At 59.2% G+C, this 18,332-nt stretch carries 19 protein-coding genes; 10 read left to right on the top strand and 9 right to left on the bottom strand.

The genetic code is table 11. From position 1 onward, the window contains the following. Positions 1 to 49: 49 nt before the first annotated feature. The 6 genes from D8U73_RS16975 to D8U73_RS16950 all read right to left on the bottom strand — a co-directional run bounded on the left by D8U73_RS16975 (position 50) and on the right by D8U73_RS16950 (position 7,137). Positions 50 to 1,420 carry a DUF1329 domain-containing protein gene (locus D8U73_RS16975; protein ID WP_056855071.1) on the bottom strand — a complete coding sequence of 457 codons (1,371 nt, stop codon included), beginning with the start codon at positions 1,418 to 1,420 and terminating at the stop codon, positions 50 to 52. Positions 1,421 to 1,443: 23 nt separating this feature from the next. Continuing rightward, positions 1,444 to 3,237: a DUF1302 domain-containing protein gene (locus D8U73_RS16970; protein WP_130905181.1), complete on the bottom strand. Its 1,794-nt coding sequence runs from the start codon at positions 3,235 to 3,237 to the stop codon at positions 1,444 to 1,446. Positions 3,238 to 3,727: 490 nt separating this feature from the next. After that, a complete protein-coding gene (locus D8U73_RS16965) occupies positions 3,728 to 4,639 on the bottom strand; it encodes an SDR family oxidoreductase (RefSeq protein WP_130905180.1) in 912 nt (303 codons plus the stop codon). A gap of 124 nt (positions 4,640 to 4,763) precedes the next feature. Continuing rightward, positions 4,764 to 5,666, bottom strand: a complete 903-nt coding sequence (locus D8U73_RS16960; protein ID WP_056855064.1) for an alpha/beta hydrolase — start codon at positions 5,664 to 5,666, stop codon at positions 4,764 to 4,766. Beyond that, entirely contained in the window at positions 5,666 to 6,448 is a 783-nt protein-coding gene (locus D8U73_RS16955; RefSeq protein WP_130905179.1) for a class II aldolase/adducin family protein, read from the bottom strand. Before D8U73_RS16955 ends, D8U73_RS16960 begins: the two co-directional genes overlap by 1 nt. A 233-nt stretch (positions 6,449 to 6,681) precedes the next feature. Next, entirely contained in the window at positions 6,682 to 7,137 is a 456-nt protein-coding gene (locus tag D8U73_RS16950; protein WP_056855062.1) for a flavodoxin, read from the bottom strand. Between the two features lie 102 nt (positions 7,138 to 7,239). Between D8U73_RS16950 and D8U73_RS16945 the strand changes: the two genes are divergently transcribed. Together D8U73_RS16945 and D8U73_RS16940 are read left to right on the top strand one after the other, a co-directional pair. After that, a complete protein-coding gene (locus D8U73_RS16945; protein WP_056855061.1) occupies positions 7,240 to 7,716 on the top strand; it encodes a PAS domain-containing protein in 477 nt (158 codons plus the stop codon). A 54-nt stretch (positions 7,717 to 7,770) separates the two neighbouring features. Continuing rightward, positions 7,771 to 8,376: a hypothetical protein gene (locus tag D8U73_RS16940; RefSeq protein WP_056855060.1), complete on the top strand. Its 606-nt coding sequence runs from the start codon at positions 7,771 to 7,773 to the stop codon at positions 8,374 to 8,376. 3 nt (positions 8,377 to 8,379) lie between these two features. Here the strand turns inward: D8U73_RS16940 and D8U73_RS16935 are convergent, their stop codons facing one another. Continuing rightward, on the bottom strand, positions 8,380 to 9,276 hold the full coding sequence (locus D8U73_RS16935) for a MerR family transcriptional regulator (protein ID WP_130905178.1): 897 nt from the start codon (positions 9,274 to 9,276) through the stop codon (positions 8,380 to 8,382). Positions 9,277 to 9,542: 266 nt separating this feature from the next. Between D8U73_RS16935 and folM the strand changes: the two genes are divergently transcribed. From folM to D8U73_RS16905, 6 genes are all read left to right on the top strand, one after another. After that, positions 9,543 to 10,253, top strand: coding sequence for a dihydromonapterin reductase (folM, locus tag D8U73_RS16930; RefSeq protein ID WP_130905177.1), 711 nt, complete (start codon positions 9,543 to 9,545; stop codon positions 10,251 to 10,253). A gap of 20 nt (positions 10,254 to 10,273) precedes the next feature. Then, entirely contained in the window at positions 10,274 to 10,849 is a 576-nt protein-coding gene (folE, locus tag D8U73_RS16925; RefSeq protein ID WP_056855057.1) for a GTP cyclohydrolase I FolE, read from the top strand. A gap of 2 nt (positions 10,850 to 10,851) precedes the next feature. Continuing rightward, the gene (gene folX, locus D8U73_RS16920; protein WP_007970304.1) at positions 10,852 to 11,223 is read left to right on the top strand and encodes a dihydroneopterin triphosphate 2'-epimerase; all 372 of its coding nucleotides are present in this window, start codon (positions 10,852 to 10,854) and stop codon (positions 11,221 to 11,223) included. 96 nt (positions 11,224 to 11,319) lie between these two features. Beyond that, complete coding sequence (locus D8U73_RS16915) at positions 11,320 to 11,616, top strand: DUF1244 domain-containing protein (RefSeq protein ID WP_056855056.1); 297 nt, start codon at positions 11,320 to 11,322, stop codon at positions 11,614 to 11,616. Continuing rightward, on the top strand, positions 11,609 to 11,947 hold the full coding sequence (locus D8U73_RS16910; RefSeq protein WP_130905176.1) for a HopJ type III effector protein: 339 nt from the start codon (positions 11,609 to 11,611) through the stop codon (positions 11,945 to 11,947). Before D8U73_RS16915 ends, D8U73_RS16910 begins: the two co-directional genes overlap by 8 nt. Positions 11,948 to 12,141: 194 nt before the next feature. Continuing rightward, complete coding sequence (locus D8U73_RS16905; protein ID WP_130905175.1) at positions 12,142 to 13,392, top strand: aspartate aminotransferase family protein; 1,251 nt, start codon at positions 12,142 to 12,144, stop codon at positions 13,390 to 13,392. A 265-nt stretch (positions 13,393 to 13,657) separates the two neighbouring features. Here the strand turns inward: D8U73_RS16905 and trxB are convergent, their stop codons facing one another. After that, positions 13,658 to 14,614: a thioredoxin-disulfide reductase gene (gene trxB / locus D8U73_RS16900; RefSeq protein WP_056855053.1), complete on the bottom strand. Its 957-nt coding sequence runs from the start codon at positions 14,612 to 14,614 to the stop codon at positions 13,658 to 13,660. A 315-nt stretch (positions 14,615 to 14,929) separates the two neighbouring features. Between trxB and cysZ the strand changes: the two genes are divergently transcribed. Both cysZ and D8U73_RS16885 read left to right on the top strand, forming a co-directional pair. Continuing rightward, positions 14,930 to 15,682, top strand: a complete 753-nt coding sequence (gene cysZ, locus D8U73_RS16890) for a sulfate transporter CysZ (RefSeq protein WP_130905174.1) — start codon at positions 14,930 to 14,932, stop codon at positions 15,680 to 15,682. Positions 15,683 to 15,722: 40 nt separating this feature from the next. Further along, entirely contained in the window at positions 15,723 to 16,922 is a 1,200-nt protein-coding gene (locus D8U73_RS16885; protein WP_130905173.1) for a glycosyltransferase family 1 protein, read from the top strand. An 81-nt stretch (positions 16,923 to 17,003) separates the two neighbouring features. On the opposite strand, the gene D8U73_RS16880 is transcribed toward D8U73_RS16885, so the two are convergent. Then, positions 17,004 to 18,107 carry an NADH:flavin oxidoreductase gene (locus D8U73_RS16880; protein WP_056855050.1) on the bottom strand — a complete coding sequence of 368 codons (1,104 nt, stop codon included), beginning with the start codon at positions 18,105 to 18,107 and terminating at the stop codon, positions 17,004 to 17,006. Between the last annotated feature and the right edge of the window lie 225 nt (positions 18,108 to 18,332).

The following is an 18,332-nucleotide window of genomic DNA, read 5'->3' as shown; positions in this document are numbered from 1 at the left end:
AAAAAGGTGACTGCGAGGTCACCTTTTTGTGTAAGACGCTGTAGGACGATTACCTCACACCCGTACTCCTGAGCGCCGCCGGCGTGTAGTCCCCGGCTTTTGCCGCGATGTTGAATTCGAAGCTGCGTTTCTCCTCATTCTTCATCCCCAGGGCAATGTAACGACCGGCAATCAAGTCATACAGCGCTTCGACGGTGTAGGCCGGCACCTGATGATCGTAGTAGAACTGCGCATGCCCTTCGGCGACTCGCCACAGTTGGCCACGACCGTCGTAGTGATCGGCCAGCGCCACCTGCCAGGTGTCTTCGTCGATGTACATATGACGCTTGGCGTAAACATGCCGTTCGTTAGGCTTGACCGTGGCCACCACTTCCCAGACCCGGTGCAGCTCATAGCGTGTCAGGTCCTGGTTGATATGGCCGGCCTTGATCACATCGGTGTATTTGAGGTCTGGCGAATCGAGTTTGTAGCTGTTGTACGGAATGTACATTTCCTTCTTGCCGACCAGCTTCCAGTCGTAGCGATCCGGTGCGCCGGAAAACATGTCGAAGTTGTCGGTAGTACGCAGCCCGTCAGACGAAGTGCCCACACCGTCATACGCCACTTGCGGCGCGCGACGCACACGACGCTGACCGGCGTTGTAGATCCACGCCTTGCGCGGTTCCTGGACCTGATCGAGGGTCTCGTGAACCAGCAGCACGTTACCCGCCAACCGCGCCGGCGCGGTCACTTCCTGCTTGAAATAGTTGAGGACGTTCTCGTCACTGCCCGGCTTCAAATCCCCCAGCAGCGATGGCACGGCCACTTCGTCCTTGAATCGAATGACGGTGAAATCACCATTGGACTGTGGCGTGGCCTGGGTAATGGTGCGACGCAAGTTGCCGCCGTGATAACGGGTGATGTGGTTCCAGATGACCTCTACACCGTTCTTCGGAATCGGAAAGGCGTAATAGCGATTGCCAGTGAAATTGGCCAGACCGTTGCCATCGTTGGTCGGTGTCACGTTCAACGCGCTGCGTTTGGCCGCCTCATAGACTTCTGGCGGCAGGGCCGCGGTGCGGTGGCTGGGGTAGACCGGAATCTTGTAGGTCTCGGGGTAGCGCTTGAACATCGCGATCTGCCCGTCAGACAGCTTGTCCTTGTATTTGTCGACCGTTGCGGCAGTGATCACGAACAGCGGTTTTTCATTGGCGAATGGATCAGCCAGGAAACCCTTGCTGTCCACCGCACCAGCGTTTTTCGGAATGCCACCGGTCCACGGCGGAATCGAGCCGTCGGCATTGCCGGCCTTCTCGCCACCGAGCGGGGTGAGCGTGGTGCCAAGCTTGTCGGCTTCTTGTGCCGATACGGCGGCCATCACGTTGACGGCCAGCAGACTCAGGGCCAGGGCGGAACCGATTTGCAGAATCATCTTGCGCATTGAATTCATCCTTTTCAGCCAGATCAGAAGTTCACGCCAAAGCTCAACGCCACGAAGTCGCGGTCTTCGAGCACGTTGTAGTCACCGCCGAAGAAATCGGTGTAACTGAGGCTTGCGGTGTAGGTGTTGCGGTAGTCCGCATCAACGCCAACGCTCACGGCCTTGGCACCTTCGTTGAACAACCCGTTGGGACCATAACCGGCGACGTCATGGGACCAGGACAGGTTGGGTTTGAAGTTGATCCCGGCAATGACGTTGTTGTAATCGAGGATTGCCCGGGCGCGATAACCCCATGAGGTCGAGGTCACGAAACCGTCGGTATCGCCACCGAAACCATACTGGCCGTACACCGAGTCGCGGCCATAGCGCAGTTTGCTGCGAGACTCCAGGCCACCGACCCGCACCACCGCCGCCTCACCCACCAAGGTCAGGCGATCAGCGCCTGCAATCTGGTCGATGAAGTGCGTCAGGGTGCTCTGAACCTGCGTCACTTCCTTGCGCCGATAGCCTGTGTTGTCGGCACCGGGCGCGGTCGCAATGGGTGACGCTGCGCCACCGGCAATGGGGTTGAGCATCGCCAGGGTCAGGTCGTTGGTGTTGACCTGCACCGGCGCGTTGGGGCGATAACTGATCTCGCCGGTCCACGCCGTGCCGGTAGGCAGCGTCGTGGAAAAACTCGCGCCGTAGAGGCGAATGTCCTCGGGGTATTCAAGGTAGTACTGACCGCGACCGAGCATCACACTCTGCGCCAGCCCCCCACCGCTACCCGGAGCGATGCGGTTGGCCGTGGTGACAATGCCCGGAATGCTCGCCAGCGTTCTGAGCCCCGCCGTCGTGGTGCCAACCGTCGGGGTTCGGCTGTGGTAATTCATGAAATACAGGCCATACTCGGTATCGTCGCCCAGCCAACGCAATGCGGTCCCCCACTGCCCCGAATCCCGGGCATCGCGGTCGCCACCACGGGGAACGACCACGCCTTCGCTGGTCACCTCGAAGCCCTGGCCAAACGCCGCAGCAATCGGTTGCAACGGTGCAATCGCAGGGCTGGCGACCGTGTATCCCTTGTTACATCCGTCCGCTACCACGTCGACCCCGAAGAAGGTGCCGCAGTTATCGACGACGGTCTGATCCCACTCCAGTTGATAGAAACCTTCGACGGTCAACTTGTCGGTCAGGCCTTGGGAAGCAAACAACATGTTGACCGGGATCAGCCCTTCCTTGATCTCGGCACCCGGACGACGAAACGCGGAAACGTCGACCGGGTTGATGCTGTTGATCGAGTTGCCGATGAACGTACTTTCGCCCCAGCTCACCACCTGTTTACCGGCACGAACAGTCCCCGGCAGATCGGCGATGGAATAGTTGTGATAGACGAAGGCGTCGAGAATCTGCGCACCGGAAGACTTGGAGCCCTCTTTGCGGTTGTGATCGCTGATCGGCTTGAACGGCCGGTCTTCGTCCTTCAATTCGAAGTCGTACCAATACTTGCCACGGACGAACACACCGGTGTCGCCGTATTTCAGTTCAAGGTCGTGAATACCCTTGAAGATCTTCGAGAAGGTTTCGCCTTTCTTGAAATTCTGACGACCGTCGTCGCCGGTCGACGCCTGTCCACTACCACCGTTGACCGTGCCCACCAGGGCATCGTCCGCATCGCGCATGCCCCAACTCGCGCCGACCGACAGCGAAGAGTCGAACGTCCCTTCGATTTCCCCGATGTTGAATGAAACAGCCTGCGCCTGGGCACAGCAGCCCAAGGCAACCGCAGCGGCCAGCGCCTGCGGTGTGAAGATGGCGCGCATTGTTGTTTTTGTCATGCGTCTTCCCCGGTGAGTGACAGAAGGCCTCACCCTACTGCCGCAGGCCTGGGGCGATAAGCGCACCAAGGAGGTATTCGTGATGTACCTCCAAAGGATGACTGGTCATATGGAACGGGCGATTGCGCGGCGCATAGACAGACTGGATGTGAAGGCATCAGTCGAATTCATGGACTACGCTGCAGGCGAGCGAACTGTTACGCAGGCGGTAACGGTGCATGTCCGCAATTGCTGTTTTTCCTTTGCCGGCAAAGACTTATTCTTGCCGGGCTTTCACGGATTACAGCCCGGAAGCACGACAGATTTCAGGTGAGTTGAAGCGTTTCGACTCATCGCCCCGTGTACACCGACGTTGATTTGTAGCTCCTGGATCCAACGTCTTGCTTGGCCGCTGCGTTTGCAGCGGCCTTTTTTATGGGCGTGGTTTTTGTCGCGAGGGGGTCAATCGGGGACGGCAGAACCTGATCTGGCTCTGCCGAATGAAGCGCAGTCAGAGCGAATATTTTTGCAAATTCCCCATCATCTCCTTCAACGCTTCAATATTGTCCTTCGGATGCGCCGCTCCTTCGAAATCACAGATCTGCTGCCAATGCGCCGCCACGTCTTCCGGGGAGAACCCCACCCGTGGATCGAACCCGGCGCCGAGGCTGCGTTCCCAGCGGACTTTGCCCATCCAGCCGCCGCCGACTTCGAACAGGCCGGAGGTTTCCTGGCAGTTTTCGCTGGCCAGGTACACCACCAGCGGGCTGACCAGTTCTGGCTTGAGTTGTTCGAAGACTTGCGGCGGGATCAGGCCTTCGGTCATGCGGGTGCCGCCGGTGGGGGCGATGGCGTTGACCAGGATGTTGTTCTTGCGGCCTTCGATGGCCAGGGTGCGGGTCAGGCCATAGAGGCCAAGTTTGGCCATGCCGTAGTTGGATTGGCCGAAGTTGCCGTAGATGCCTGAAGTGGACGCGGTGAAGATCACTCGACCGTAGTTTTGCTCGCGCATGTGCGGCCAGGCAGCGCGGGTGACTTTGTAGGCACCTTCGACGTGGACGCGGTAAACCAGGTCCCAGTCGGCGTCGTCCATTTTGTGGAATGTCTTGTCGCGCAGGATACCGGCGTTGTTGACCACCACGTCGACCCGGCCGAAGGCATCGAGGGCGTGCTGGACCAGTTTGTCGCCATCGGTGACCGAGTCGTGGTTGGCCTCGGCGGTGCCGCCGGCCTCGCGGATTTCAGCCACAACGCGGTCGGCGGCCGAAGCGTTGGCGCCTTCGCCCTGGGCCGAGCCGCCAAGGTCATTGACCAGCACTTTCGCACCCTGTTTGGCGAATAACAGTGCATGCGCCCGTCCCAGGCCGCCACCTGCACCGGTGATGATCACGACTTTATCTTCGAAGCGCACAGACTCATTCATGTGAGGAAACTCCAGCAGGCCAGGGACATTACCCGGGAGTGTCAGGCACGGCGCTGCGGCTCACAATGAACACGGCGGAGGCTGAATGGTGCGCGATAAGGCTGGGGGATGATGAGCCCCAGCCTCAGGAACAGGCCACTTTGAGGGGTGGCATCACCAACCGGTCGCGAAACGCCAGGTAATGCTTGAGCACCTGGCACGGCGCCTCGATCTGGGGATAGTGACCAATATCGGTCAGCAGCACGGTGTCCGGTTCGGGGATCAGCTCGCGGTAACGCGCGACCATGTGCGCGCCCGAGATCGGATCGACTTCGCCATCGATTACCCGCAGCGGTACTTCACCGCGCTGCATTGCACTGACCCAGCGATCGCGCTGGACGCGGCGCTCCGGAATGTATGTGATCAATTTGTGCATGATCCGAGGCCCGCGATTGCTTTCGATCAGGCTCCAGAAATCATCCATTTCGCTTTCGCTGGGACGGGTCTGCGGCCCGAAAATCTGGCGGAAGCTTTTCACCAGGCCGTCGCGACTGAACGCGCGGCCGATCATCCAGCCTAGGGGGCCGAGCAGCAGTTTTTGCATCAGCACCGGACGGTGGGTTTCCGGAAACAACCCGCCATTGAGAAACACGCAACTGGCGAGATTGATCCGCGATTCGTAATGCCGGGCCAGCAGTTCCTGGGCCACGCTGTCGCCATAATCATGAGCCAGTACATGCACCGGTTGCTCGACATTCAGATGAGCCAGCAATGCCTGTTGCAGATCGGCCTGCTCCAGCAGGCTGTATTCATGGTTGACCGGTTTGGCCGAGTCGCCGAAGCCCAGCATGTCGCAGGCAATCACCCGATAACGCTGGGCCAGCGGTTGCCAGAGATAATGCCAGTCCCAACTGGCACTCGGGAAACCATGGATGAGCAACAGCGGCTCACCCTGCCCCGCCGTCCAGTAATGGATGGTCTGACCATGGAAATCGAAGGTCTGCCCGCGTTTGCGCCAGACACTCAGGGGGATCTCTGCGAGTGCCATTAGAGTTTATAACCCGGGTCTTGTTTATCGAGTTTGCGCAGCAACGCCGGCCACGCCAACGCTCCGCCCATGCCTTGGGAGCTTTTGGTGACACCGGCAATCATTGCCTTGGCGCCGGCAAGAATCTGCGGTTCGATGGCGATCAACTCGGCACCACCGTTCTGTGCCATGACCTGAATGTCGCAGGCGCGCTGAAAGGTGAACATCATCAGGAAGGTGTCGGCGATGCTGTTGCCGCAAGTCAAAAGGCCATGGTTGTGCAGCATCAGGAAGTTGTTCTCGCCGAGGTCGGCTTGCAGACGTGCCTTTTCTTCGTGATTCAGCGCAACGCCTTCATAGGCGTGATACGCCAGGCTCGACAGAACAAAAAGCGACTGCTGGCTGATCGGCAAAATGCCCTGCTTCTGCGCCGAGACCGCAACACCTGACGCCGTATGGGTATGCAGCACACAGACCACGTCATGGCGAACTTCGTGAACGGCACTGTGGATGGTGTACCCGGCCGGATTGATCTCGTAGGGACTGTCCATCAACTTGTTACCGGCCTGATCGACTTTGACCAGGCTCGACGCGGTGATTTCATGAAACATCAAGCCGAACGGGTTGATCAGGAAGTCTTCAGTGCCGGGTACTTTGGCAGAGATGTGGGTAAAAATCAGATCGTCCCAGCCATGCTGGGCCACCAGACGGTAACAGGCAGCGAGGTCGACACGGGTCTGCCATTCGGCTGCGCTGACCAGGTCTTTGACGCTGTGTGAGGATTGGACTGGGGCTACGCTCACGGCAAGGAACCTCGGCTTTTTTATTATGGAGTGTTTCCAATGACTACCGAGTCTAGTCAGCCTCCAGGGTTCCCGTAGTTGCATTGGCAGCCAGCTTGATGGCCGAACGAGTCAGTGGCTCAAAGAGTTTGGATCCGTGTCAAAGTACCGCCGCCAGGCAAGGCGAGGCGCGCCTTTGAAGCAGCCTCGACAGAACCGTGACAGCGGTTGAAACGAACGTTGAAGACTGTCGGTCAACCGCGCAATGCGCTGACCAGTTCTGCCAGCCAGGGCTCTGCATCGGCTTCAGGGGTCACACTTTCACTGGCGTCCAGACGCAGCATCGGCAGGACTTCGCGAATACCCAACTCGCCGAACAGCTCGCGCATCAACTCGCCACCGCCACAAAAAGTATCGCCATAACTGGCATCGCCCAGCCCGATGACCGCACCGGGCAAACCACGCCATTGAGCGGGCAACTGGTCGCGAATCGAGAAATACAGCGGTTGAAGATTATCCGGCAATTCGCCCATGCCAGTGGTCGAGGTCACGGCGAGCAAGGCGTGCGGGGCAAACGCTTGAATGTCTGCAAGGCTTGCACGGGGGTTGTGCAGGGTTTCGAAACCGGCAGCGTTCAAAATGTTCGCGGCGTGACGGGCGACTTCTTCAGCCGTGCCGTAGACCGAGCCGGAAATGATGGCGACTTTCATCAATCTGATCCTGAACCTGAGTGAAAGACCGGGATATTAACAGCACGGTCAGCATTGTTCTTTTAGAATGCCGCAGACAACCAACAAGGAAGGGTTTCACCGATGATCAACGCAAAGCTGCTGCAACTGGCCATCAATGCCTCCAATGACGGCATCGTGATTGCCGAGAAGGAAGGCGAGCAAGACAAGATCCTGATTTACGTCAACCCTGCTTTCGAACGCCTGACTGGGTACACCAGCGAAGAAATCCTCTACCAGGATTGCCGCTTCCTTCAGTCGGGAGACCGAGATCAGCAGGCCCTCCCGTTGATCCGCGATGCATTGAACAATGAAGGCTCCTGCCGGGAGATCATCAGGAATTACCGCAAGGACGGCACCCCTTTCTGGAACGAGCTGTCGATTTCCACGGTGAAAAATCCGAATGACGGACAGGTCTACTTCATCGGCGTCCAGAAAGACGTGACCGTGCAGGTCAAGGCGCAGCAGCGGGTTGCACAGCTGGAAGCGCAACTGGCTGAAGTCCAGGCCGAACTCGCGGCGATAAAGGCGACGAACGGCGCAAACAAAACTGCGAATTAATTGTCATTAACTACAATCACCAATGACTTTGTATCTATATCTTTCGAGTTTGCTATGCAACGCGACGCGCTCCTGACCCAGGATGAGCTGGATTTCATCCAGACCATGCAACATAACCCGCAGCTCAATGTGCGGGATGCGACGTCGAGTCTGCTGGTCAACGGTGGATCGCAAATCCGTGACTTGCTCACGCGCCTTGCTGCGCATGAGCAAGTGACCATCCAAGCCAATTTCGAAAATCAACAGATGACCTTCCCCCTGCATCTGGTGGAAGACGAATTTCACGCGCTGCATCTTCGGCTGGGCGTACCCAGCATTTATGAAGACGGGCCATTGGTCCGCCCATGGCGGCTGGTGCTCGACGAGCCGGTAGCCCTTGAAAATGCCAAGGGCCAGCCCGGTACGATGTGGGTGCATGAAGTATCGTTCAAGGGCGTGCTGTTGGAGGTTCGCAACAAAACCAAGGCACCGAAGCATTTCGCCTTGTGGTTCAGCCCGTCAGGCTATGAGCGAATCGCCTTGCGTGGCACGTTCGAGAAGGAAACCGAACAAGGCTTCTATGCCTATCAGTTGAGCCAGGACGACAAGGATGAAACCGAGCGTTTGCGCCAGTACATCCTGCAGCAGCACCGACTGACCCACCCCGCCCTGCATCTCTGACGATCAGGTATCCAGACCGCCAGCGAGAAATTGATTCAGGCGCTGGCGCATCACCGTTCCCTCGTTCCCCAGGCAGCCAATCGACGATCCGGCCAGGCTTTCCTGCGCCAGATCCGATGCATCGCCCGCCAACAACACTGGACAATCCAGGCTCATCGCCAGGCGATTCAAACGCCGCGGCAGCTCCGCCGTCGGCACGTGGTTGGAGAACAGCACCAATGCCTGTGGCTTGATTCGTTCGCAAACCAGGGTCAATTCATCAAACGGCTGACCAATGGTCAATACCCGCACGCCCGTTTGCCCGGAGCCGAGAAACAGCGCAGCAAGCAACAGCTCAAGCTCCCGGCATTGTCCCGCGAGGGCACAAACGATGACTCGTCTTGGTTGTTTGTCGCGAATCAGCAGCAGGCGCTGCAACACTCTTGATCGCAGAAAACCATCGAGGAAAAGCCATTCGCTGGTCCTGCCGAACGCATCCTGGCGTTGCAGCAACTGCTTCCAGAGCGGAAGGAGAATGTCCTGGAAAACGACCGGCTGCGAATACGTGGAAAAAATCTGACCGTAGACCTGATCCAGCCGAACCTCATCGAATGACACGACGGCGGCCTCGATCTGTTGCTGCCACTGCGAGTAGTCAGCCTGCACAAGGTCTTGAGGTATGAGGTGCGATTCGATCCAGCCGAGAATGCTGCGCACCCGCTCGACATCGGCCATCGAATACAGACGATGCCCACTAGCGGTGCGTGTCGGCACGATCAGCCCATACCGGCGCTCCCAGGCACGCAGGGTCACCGGGTTGACGCCGGTCAGGCGCGACACCTCGCGAATGGGGAAGAGCTCATCCTGCTCCAGTAAGCCGCTGTGGCGGGAATCCGAAGCGATGTCAGTGATTACGGGCATCTGGCTAAACATCCTTGTAGCGTTCGAGGCCCATTCTAACTCTCCAGTCCCGAAAAAATTCAACCTGACGCGGGAAAGAATGTCACTGTCGTTTCTGGCACATCAGCAATAGGCCTTGTCTGGCCCGAGACGCACCCCATCACCCCCGACGCTGCGCCTGGCGAAACACCTCTCCTGAGTGACCTCGGCACTGCCCTTGCGGTGGGCGTAGGTGAACGCTGCAATGCGCTGGTATAGTTTTGCTCTTAACGCGATGCGAGCCGCTCATGACCTCTTCTGCAGCCCCTATCCTCATCACCGGTGCCGGCCAGCGTGTTGGCCTGCACTGTGCGCAGCGACTGCTCGAAGACGGTCATCGCGTGATCTTCAGCTACCGCAGTGAACGGCCCGGCGTACAGACCCTGCGGGATTTGGGGGCGACGGCAGTGTTTGCGGACTTTTCCAGCGAGGCCGGGGTTTTTGCATTCATCCGTGAACTGAAAACCCATACCGACAGCCTGCGGGCAATTGTCCACAACGCTTCCGAATGGCTCGCCGAAACCGCGGATACCGATGCAGCGGCATTCACCCGCATGTTCAGCGTACACATGTTGGCGCCCTACCTGATCAACTTGCACTGCGCCGACTTGCTGGAACGCTCGAGCCCCGCCGATATCGTGCACATCAGCGACGACGTGACCCGCAAGGGCAGCAGCAAGCACATTGGCTACTGCGCCAGCAAAGCCGGGCTCGACAGCCTGACCCTGTCCTTCGCTGCAAAGTACGCGCCGCACATCAAGGTCAACGGGATCGCGCCCGCCCTGCTAATGTTCAATGCTGACGACGATGCAGCCTATCGCGCCAAGGCACTGGCCAAGTCCGCCCTGGGCATCGAACCGGGCAGCGAAGTGATCTATCAAAGCCTGCGATATTTGCTCGACAACCCGTATGTCACCGGCACGACCCTGACCGTCAATGGCGGAAGGCACATCAAATAAGTGTCCCGCGAGGATCTTCCATGACGCTATTCCTGCACCAGAACGCCCTGTCCCAGAGCTATCGCGAGATCCTCATCGGCCTCGGTGAAAATCCTGATCGCGAAGGCCTGCGAGACACCCCGGCGCGTGCGGCCAAGGCGATGCAGTACCTTTGTCATGGCTACGAACAAAGTGTCGAAGAGATCGTCAATGGCGCGCTGTTCGCCTCCGACAACGATGAAATGGTGATCGTCGACAACATCGAGCTCTATTCGCTTTGCGAACACCACTTGCTGCCCTTCATCGGCAAGGCGCATGTGGCTTATATTCCCACGGGCAAGGTGCTGGGCCTGTCGAAGATTGCCCGGCTGGTGGACATGTTTGCCCGCCGCCTGCAAATCCAGGAAAACCTCACCCGGCAAATCGCCGACGCGGTGCTGCAAGTCACCGGTGCGGCAGGCGTCGCAGTGGTCATCGAAGCCCAGCATATGTGCATGATGATGCGCGGCGTCGAGAAACAGAATTCGACCATGAACACCTCGGTGATGCTCGGCGCCTTTCGCGAGTCAAGCAACACCCGCCAGGAGTTCCTGCAATTGATTGGACGGAGCAAGTAGTAATGCCACAACTTCAACCAGGCATGGCACGCATCCGGGTCAAGGACCTGTGTCTGCGCACTTTCATTGGCATCAACGAAGATGAAATCCTCAACAAGCAGGATGTGTTGATCAACCTGACCATCCTCTATGCGGCCCAGGAAGCGGTGCGTGACAACGATATCGATCACGCGCTGAACTACCGCACCATCACCAAAGCGATCATCGCCCACGTGGAGGGCAATCGTTTTGCCCTGCTTGAACGCCTGACCCAGGAAATTCTCGATCTGGTCATGGCCAACGCCTCGGTGCTGTATGCCGAAGTCGAAGTCGACAAGCCCCACGCGCTACGGTTTGCCGAGTCGGTGTCGATTACGCTGGCGGCAAGCCGCTAGCTTCAAGCTATAAGCGTCAGGCTGTAAACTTGCAGCCACCACAACCCAACTTGCAGCTTGAAGCTTGCCGCTTGAAGCTGTCTCGCCGAGACCGCCATGAACGATCAACAACGCCTCGAACTCGAAGCCGCGGCCTTTCGCCGGCTAGTGGCCCACCTGGACAGCCGCAAGGATGTGCAGAACATCGACCTGATGAACCTTTCCGGGTTCTGCCGCAACTGCTTGTCCAAGTGGTACAAGGCCGCCGCCGACGAACGTCAGATCGACGTCAGCCTCGATGACGCTCGCGAAGTGGTTTACGGCATGCCGTATACCGAATGGAAAGCCCGATTTCAGCAAGAAGCCAGCGCCGAACAACAAGCGGCGTTTGCCAAAGGAAAACCCAATGAGTGATTTGAACACCCTGCGCGCAAGTCTCAAGACCGGTGAACACATCTTCGCCGACACCCTCGCGTTCATTGCTGCCGGTTACGACTACCAGCCTCAGGCCTTCAATAATGGCGGCGTGGAAAACGCCGCCGGGCAGAACGAAGGCTCGTGCAAGACCCTGGGCCTGGCGTTGCTGGAAGGCCTGAGTGATGAAGAAGCGCTGCTGGCGTTCGGCGAACATTATCGTTCGGTGCTGGCGACGCCTGAGGGCAGCGATCACGGCAATATTCGTGCGTTGATCGCCCATGGCCTGGCCGGTGTGAAGTTCACCCAACAGCCCCTGACCCGCCGCTGACAGCTTTCTGCAGGAGCACGGCTTGCCGGCGATGGCGTCCTCAAGATCGCCATCGCCGGCAAGCCGTGCTCCTGCAGGGATCGGCGATACATCCCGACTTTTCAGATTGACCCGGTGATTTTATTTCGTTTGCCTGGCACCGCTGCTCACGGCTTAGATAAAAAGAAGTCCTCCTTCTTCCGAGCCGGTCATCCATGCGCAACGAAACCATCAGCCAGTCGATCAACATCGTTCACCCTGTCACGCTCAGCCACGGCAAAAACGCCGAGGTCTGGGACACCGACGGCAAACGCTACATCGACTTTGTCGGTGGCATCGGCGTGCTCAACCTTGGCCATTGCCATCCGCGCATCGTCGAGGCCATCCGCGAGCAAGCCACGCGCCTGACCCACTACGCGTTCAATGCCGCGCCTCATCAGCCGTACATCGACTTGATGGATCGCCTCTGCGCGTTCATCCCGGTCGATTACCCGGTCAGCGGTATGTTGACCAACAGCGGCGCCGAAGCCGCCGAGAACGCGCTGAAAATCGTCCGTGGCGCCACCGGTCGCAGTGCCGTGGTTGCCTTTGACGGCGCCTTCCACGGTCGCACCCTGGCGACACTCAACCTCAACGGCAAAGTCGCGCCCTACAAACAGAAGGTCGGTGTGCTGCCCGGACCGGTGTATCACTTGCCTTTCCCCAGCCAGGACAACGGCGTGACCTGCGCCGAAGCCCTGAAAGCCATGGAACGGCTGTTCAGCGTCGAAATCGACGTCGAGGACGTGGCTTGCTTCATCGTCGAGCCGGTGCAGGGTGAAGCCGGGTTTCTGGCCATGGACATAACGTTCGCCCAAGCGCTGCGCCGTTTCTGTGACGACAAGGGCATTGTGTTGATTGCCGATGAAATCCAGTCGGGTTTCGGCCGTACGGGGCAACGCTTCGCGTTCTCGCGTCTGGGCATCGAGCCGGACCTGATCCTGCTCGGCAAAAGCATCGCCGGCGGCGTGCCGCTGGGTGCGGTGGTCGGGCGCAAATCGCTGCTCGACAACTTGCCCAAGGGCGGGCTCGGAGGCACCTACTCCGGAAATCCCATCGCTTGCGCCGCCGCTTTGGCGACGCTGGACGAGATGACCGATGCCCGCCTGCAAGCCTGGGGCTCGCAGCAGGAAGAGGCGATTGTCAGTCGCTACCAAGCCTGGTGTGATCGCAAGTTATCGCCCTACCTCGGGCGCCTGACCGGCGTTGGCGCAATGCGCGGCATTGAACTGACCCACGCCGACGGCACACCCGCCGCCGCGCAGTTGACGCAACTGCTGGCACTGGCGCGGGACGCCGGGTTGCTGCTGATGCCAAGCGGCAAGTCGCGGCACATCATTCGCTTGCTGGCGCCGTTGACCACCGAGGCGGCGGTGCTTGAAGAGGGGCTGGATATCCTTGAGGCGTGCCTGGCCAGACTGACCTGAGTGCACTCGCGCATAAAGCAATTGATGATTAATCGAAGGTATAAAAAAACCGGCCAAGGCCTGATGCTGTTCACTTAAGGACGAGCACTATACCCGTGGCGAGGGAGCTTGCTCCCGCTGGGGCGCGAAGCGGCCCTAAAAAAGGGACTGCTGCGCAGCCCAGCGGGACGGTGCGGCGATCCGACAAGCTCCCTCGCCACAGGATGCCAACTTTTTCTTAAGTGAACATCATTAGGCCGAGGCCGGTTTTTTCATGAAAGCAGAATCAGGCGTTCTGCAGGCCGTCGAGGTAACGTTCAGCATCCAATGCCGCCATGCAGCCGGCGCCGGCCGAGGTGATGGCCTGACGGTAAACGTGGTCAGCCACGTCACCGGCAGCGAAGATGCCTTCCAGGTTGGTCGCGGTGGCGTTGCCATCACGGCCGCCGTGTACCACCAGGTAACCGTCCTTGAGGGTCAACTGACCTTCGAACAGCGAGGTGTTCGGGGTGTGGCCGATCGCGATGAACACGCCGTCGACTTTCACTTCGTCGAAGCTGCCGTCGTTGTTTTTCAGGCGGGCACCGGTCACGCCCATGTTGTCGCCCAGGACTTCGTCCAGCGTCGCGTTCAGCTTCAACTCGATCTTGCCTTCGGCAACACGGGCATTGAGCTTGTCGATCAGGATCTTCTCGGCGCGGAAGGTTTCGCGACGATGAATCAACGTTACCTTGCTGGCGATGTTGGCCAGGTACAGGGCTTCTTCCACCGCGGTGTTGCCGCCACCGACCACAGCGACTGGCTTGTTGCGATAGAAGAAACCGTCGCAGGTCGCGCAGGCCGAAACGCCTTTGCCCATGAAGGTTTCTTCGGACGGCAGGCCCAGGTAACGAGCACTGGCGCCGGTGGCGATGATCAGGGCGTCGCAAGTGTAGGTCGCGCTGTCGCCCGTCAGGGTGTATGGCTTGGCAGCGAAGTCCACGGCATTGATGTGATCGAAAACGATCTCGGTTTCAAAGCGTTCGGCGTGCTCGCGCATCCGCTCCATCAGCGCCGGGCCGGTCAGGCCGTGGACATCGCCAGGCCAGTTGTCGACTTCAGTGGTGGTGGTCAGTTGACCGCCGGCCTGCATGCCGGTGATCAGCAGTGGCTTGAGGTTGGCACGGGCGGCATATACCGCAGCGCTGTAACCGGCAGGGCCGGAACCGAGAATAATCACTCGCGAATGACGGACTTCAGACATGACCTGCTCCTGTTGACCGGCCCGGAACACCTGGCGCGGAACGCCGGATCACCGGCGGGAATAAAAAAGAACGGTTGAAAGCACTTGGGGAAGGCTTGAACCCGACCGTCCTGTAAAAAGATTGGGTGCAGCGTATCGAGGGGGCGAAGATTAAGGAAATACGGTTTAACAATCCAGCTCATAGGTGGTCTCTATGCCGTCAGGGTGATTTTCAGGACGCCTTTGTTACAGTGAATGTCGATACCGCTGCCGTGCTTTCACCTGCCAGGCAAAGCCGGTAAGGTCGGCGCGTTTACCCTCTGCTCGGAGCTCGTTATGCCCGCCCCCGTTCTATCCGGCCCGCAATACCTGCGTGAAGGCCTCAAACTGGTCCTCAGCCCCGGCCTGCGTTTGTTCGTGTTGTTGCCGCTGGCGATCAACCTGGTGCTGTTCGTCGGATTGATCTATCTGGCCGGCCATCAGTTCAGCGTGTGGGTCGATACGCTGATGCCTTCCCTGCCCGAGTGGCTGAGTTTCCTCAGTTACATCCTCTGGCCGCTGTTCGTGGTGCTGGTGGTGTTGATGGTGTTCTTCACCTTCACCATGCTCGCCAACATCATCGCCGCGCCGTTCAACGGCTTTCTCGCAGAGAAAGTCGAGGTGGTGGTACGCGGCACCGACGATTTCCCGGCCTTCAGCTGGGCTGAGCTGATCGCGATGATCCCGCGCACCCTGGCCCGCGAGATGCGCAAACTCGGCTACTTCCTGCCACGGGCGATCGGCCTGTTCATCCTCTCGTTCATCCCGGTGGTGAACATCATTGCTGCACCGCTGTGGCTGTTGTTCGGGGTGTGGATGATGGCGATCCAGTACATCGACTACCCTGCGGACAACCACAAGCTGGGCTGGAACGAAATGCTCGACTGGCTGCGGCAGAAACGCTGGCAGAGCATGGGTTTTGGCGGCAGCGTTTACCTGGTGTTGCTGATCCCGGTGGTCAACATCCTGATGATGCCGGCGGCCGTGGCAGGCGCGACACTGTTCTGGGTGCGCGAGCGCGGTGCGGAGAACCTGGTGGTACAACGCTGACGCGGTCATAAATCCATCATCTGACCGTCACAACGTCGACATGGCCTCAGCAGAAACTGGGGTCATGACGACAGCCCTGCATATCACCCTGATCACTGAAACTTTCCCTCCGGAAATCAACGGCGTGGCCAATACACTGGGTCGCCTGTGTGACGGTTTGCGCGCGCGCGGGCATCAGGTGGAATTGGTCCGGCCTCGTCAGGGCTGCGATCAGCAGACCGGCAGCGACGATGAATTGCTGCTGTGCCGAGGTTGGCCGCTACCAGGCTACCCTGGCTTGCAATGGGGCCAGTCGTCGATGCACAAGTTGCTGCGACGCTGGAAGCGTCATCGCCCGGATGTGCTGTACATCGCCACCGAAGGTCCGCTGGGCTTGTCGGCATTGCGCGCGGCACGGCGTCTGGGCATTTCGGTGGTCAGCGGCTTCCACACCAATTTCCAGCAGTACTCCAGCCAATACGGCTTCGGCTTGCTCACCCGGTTGCTGACGCACTATCTGCGCTGGTTCCACAACCGCTCGAACCTGACGCTAGTGCCGAGTGTCAGCCAGCGCATGGAATTGGAGCGCCGGCATTTCGAACGCCTGGCATTACTGTCCCGGGGCGTCGACAGCCAACTGTTCCACCCGGCCAAACGCCTGGGCGCTCTACGGGAGCAATGGGGGCTGGGTGAGAACGACATTGCTGTCATCCACGTAGGACGCTTGGCGCCGGAGAAAAACCTGGGCTTGCTCAAGCGCTGTTTCGACAGCCTGAAAAGCAGTTATCCGCAGCGTCACCTCAAAATGATCGTGATCGGCGACGGGCCGCAACGGGCGGACCTGGAAAGGGATCTGCCCGAGGCGATCTTTTGCGGTTCTCAGCGCGGCGAAGCGTTGGCTGCTCATTATGCGTCAGGGGATGTGTTTCTATTCCCGAGCCTGACGGAAACCTTCGGCAACGTGGTGCTTGAGGCATTGGCCTCGGGGCTCGGCGTGGTGGCTTACGATCAGGCGGCGGCCGCGCAACATATTCGCCATGGTTACAACGGTGTGCTCGCGATGCCTGGTGATGAAGAAGCATTTTGCGATGCGGCAGCCTGGATGCTCGAAGAGCGGGAAACCTTGCGTTGCGTGCGGCTCAATGCGCGCCAGCATGCCAGTCGCCAGGGTTGGGCAGCGATCATTGAACAGTTTGAAGGGCAGTTGCGGGGGGCGTGTGTACAGGGGCAGGTGCTGCCGGGGGCGGCGATGTTGCCTTGACAGCTTCGCGGGCAAGCCTCGCTCCTACAGTGATCGCGTTCTTCTGTAGGAGCGAGGCTTGCCCGCGAAGGCATCCGACGCTTAAACCAGCGTCATCAACGCCTCACGGCTGAACGGCAGAATGTCTTCTTCACGACCGTCGCGCACCTTCTGCGCCCAGTCCGGGTCTACCAGCAGCGCACGGCCGACCGCCACCAGGTCGAACTCGTCGTTGTTCAAACGCTCAAGCAATTTTTCCAGGCTAGCCGGCTGCGCCACCTTGTCGGTGTTGACCATGAACTGCAGGAACTCGCCATCCAGACCAACGCTGCCCACGGTGATGGTCGGCTTGCCGGTGAGTTTGCGGGTCCAGCCTGCGAGGTTCAGTTCAGAGCCATCGAACTCCGGCTCCCAGAAACGGCGGGTCGAGCAGTGGAAAATATCCACGCCAGCGTCAGACAGCGGCTTGAGAAATTCACCCAAGGCTTGCGACGTCTGCACCAGACGCGCGGTGTAATCCTGCTGCTTCCACTGAGAGAAACGGAAGATGATCGGGAAACCTTCACCGACCGCAGCACGCACGGCCTGAATCAGCTCGATGGCGAAGCGCGAACGATTGGCCAGGCTGCCGCCATATTCGTCGGTGCGCTGGTTGCTGCCCTCCCAGAAGAACTGGTCGACCAGATAACCGTGAGCGCCGTGGATTTCCACGCCGTCCATGCCGATGCTCTGGGCATCCTTGGCAGCCTGGGCGAACGCGGCAATCACGTCCTGAATATCCTGCCTGGTCATGCCGTGAACCACGACCTGCCCGTCCTTGATTTTTTCCGAAGGACCATAGCCCGGCACGCTGGCGTCCGGCTCGGTACCGATACGACGCACGCTGCCGACATGCCACAACTGCGGAACGATCTTGCCACCTTCGGCGTGCACGGCATCGACGACCTTTTTCCAGCCCGCCAACGCGGCCTCACCGTAGAAATGCGGAACGTTCGGGTAGCCGTTGGAAGCCTTGTGACCAACGGTAGTGCCTTCGGTGATGATCAGGCCGACACCCGCGGCGGCACGACGACGGTAGTACTCGATCACTTTGGAGTTAGGCACGCCACCCGGCGAAAACGAACGGGTCATCGGCGCCATGACGACTCGGGTCGGCAGTTCGAGGCTGCCGAGGTGGAACGGTTTGAACAAGGCTTTTACAGGCATGGGACGCTCCACGGAGGATGACTTTATGACGGCGATAATATGGAGACTGGAGCGCCTTGAACAGCACTATTGATTTTGGTGATCAAGGAATAAAAGGCGGAAAGCATCGAAGGAGCGAGCCTTGCCCGCGAAGGCTGTCGGTCAGTCGACATCATTACTGACTGATCTGACGCCTTCGCGGGCAAGCCTCGCTCCTTGTATGTTGACCCTGAGTCCAAAGAGAGA

This window comes from Pseudomonas sp. Sample_22, assembly GCF_004307635.1.
Lineage (GTDB): Bacteria > Pseudomonadota > Gammaproteobacteria > Pseudomonadales > Pseudomonadaceae > Aquipseudomonas.
Note: the sequence above shows the minus strand (reverse complement) of the source record. Positions and strands in the feature narration are given on the sequence as shown.

Excerpts from the sequence above, each read along its gene's own strand:
- D8U73_RS16910 (WP_130905176.1), top strand. The coding sequence starts at position 11,609 with ATGAGTGATTTGAACACCCTGCGCGCAAGTCTCAAGACCGGTGAACAC.
- D8U73_RS16915 (WP_056855056.1), top strand. The coding sequence starts at position 11,320 with ATGAACGATCAACAACGCCTCGAACTCGAAGCCGCGGCCTTTCGCCGG.
- cysZ (WP_130905174.1), top strand. The coding sequence starts at position 14,930 with ATGCCCGCCCCCGTTCTATCCGGCCCGCAATACCTGCGTGAAGGCCTC.
- D8U73_RS16905 (WP_130905175.1), top strand. The coding sequence starts at position 12,142 with ATGCGCAACGAAACCATCAGCCAGTCGATCAACATCGTTCACCCTGTC.
- D8U73_RS16935 (WP_130905178.1), bottom strand. The coding sequence starts at position 9,276 with ATGCCCGTAATCACTGACATCGCTTCGGATTCCCGCCACAGCGGCTTA.
- D8U73_RS16960 (WP_056855064.1), bottom strand. The coding sequence starts at position 5,666 with ATGGCACTCGCAGAGATCCCCCTGAGTGTCTGGCGCAAACGCGGGCAG.
- D8U73_RS16970 (WP_130905181.1), bottom strand. The coding sequence starts at position 3,237 with ATGACAAAAACAACAATGCGCGCCATCTTCACACCGCAGGCGCTGGCC.
- trxB (WP_056855053.1), bottom strand. The coding sequence starts at position 14,614 with ATGTCTGAAGTCCGTCATTCGCGAGTGATTATTCTCGGTTCCGGCCCT.
- D8U73_RS16880 (WP_056855050.1), bottom strand. The coding sequence starts at position 18,107 with ATGCCTGTAAAAGCCTTGTTCAAACCGTTCCACCTCGGCAGCCTCGAA.
- D8U73_RS16965 (WP_130905180.1), bottom strand. The coding sequence starts at position 4,639 with ATGAATGAGTCTGTGCGCTTCGAAGATAAAGTCGTGATCATCACCGGT.
- D8U73_RS16950 (WP_056855062.1), bottom strand. The coding sequence starts at position 7,137 with ATGAAAGTCGCCATCATTTCCGGCTCGGTCTACGGCACGGCTGAAGAA.
- folX (WP_007970304.1), top strand. The coding sequence starts at position 10,852 with ATGCCACAACTTCAACCAGGCATGGCACGCATCCGGGTCAAGGACCTG.
- folE (WP_056855057.1), top strand. The coding sequence starts at position 10,274 with ATGACGCTATTCCTGCACCAGAACGCCCTGTCCCAGAGCTATCGCGAG.
- folM (WP_130905177.1), top strand. The coding sequence starts at position 9,543 with ATGACCTCTTCTGCAGCCCCTATCCTCATCACCGGTGCCGGCCAGCGT.
- D8U73_RS16885 (WP_130905173.1), top strand. The coding sequence starts at position 15,723 with ATGGCCTCAGCAGAAACTGGGGTCATGACGACAGCCCTGCATATCACC.
- D8U73_RS16975 (WP_056855071.1), bottom strand. The coding sequence starts at position 1,420 with ATGCGCAAGATGATTCTGCAAATCGGTTCCGCCCTGGCCCTGAGTCTG.
- D8U73_RS16945 (WP_056855061.1), top strand. The coding sequence starts at position 7,240 with ATGATCAACGCAAAGCTGCTGCAACTGGCCATCAATGCCTCCAATGAC.
- D8U73_RS16940 (WP_056855060.1), top strand. The coding sequence starts at position 7,771 with ATGCAACGCGACGCGCTCCTGACCCAGGATGAGCTGGATTTCATCCAG.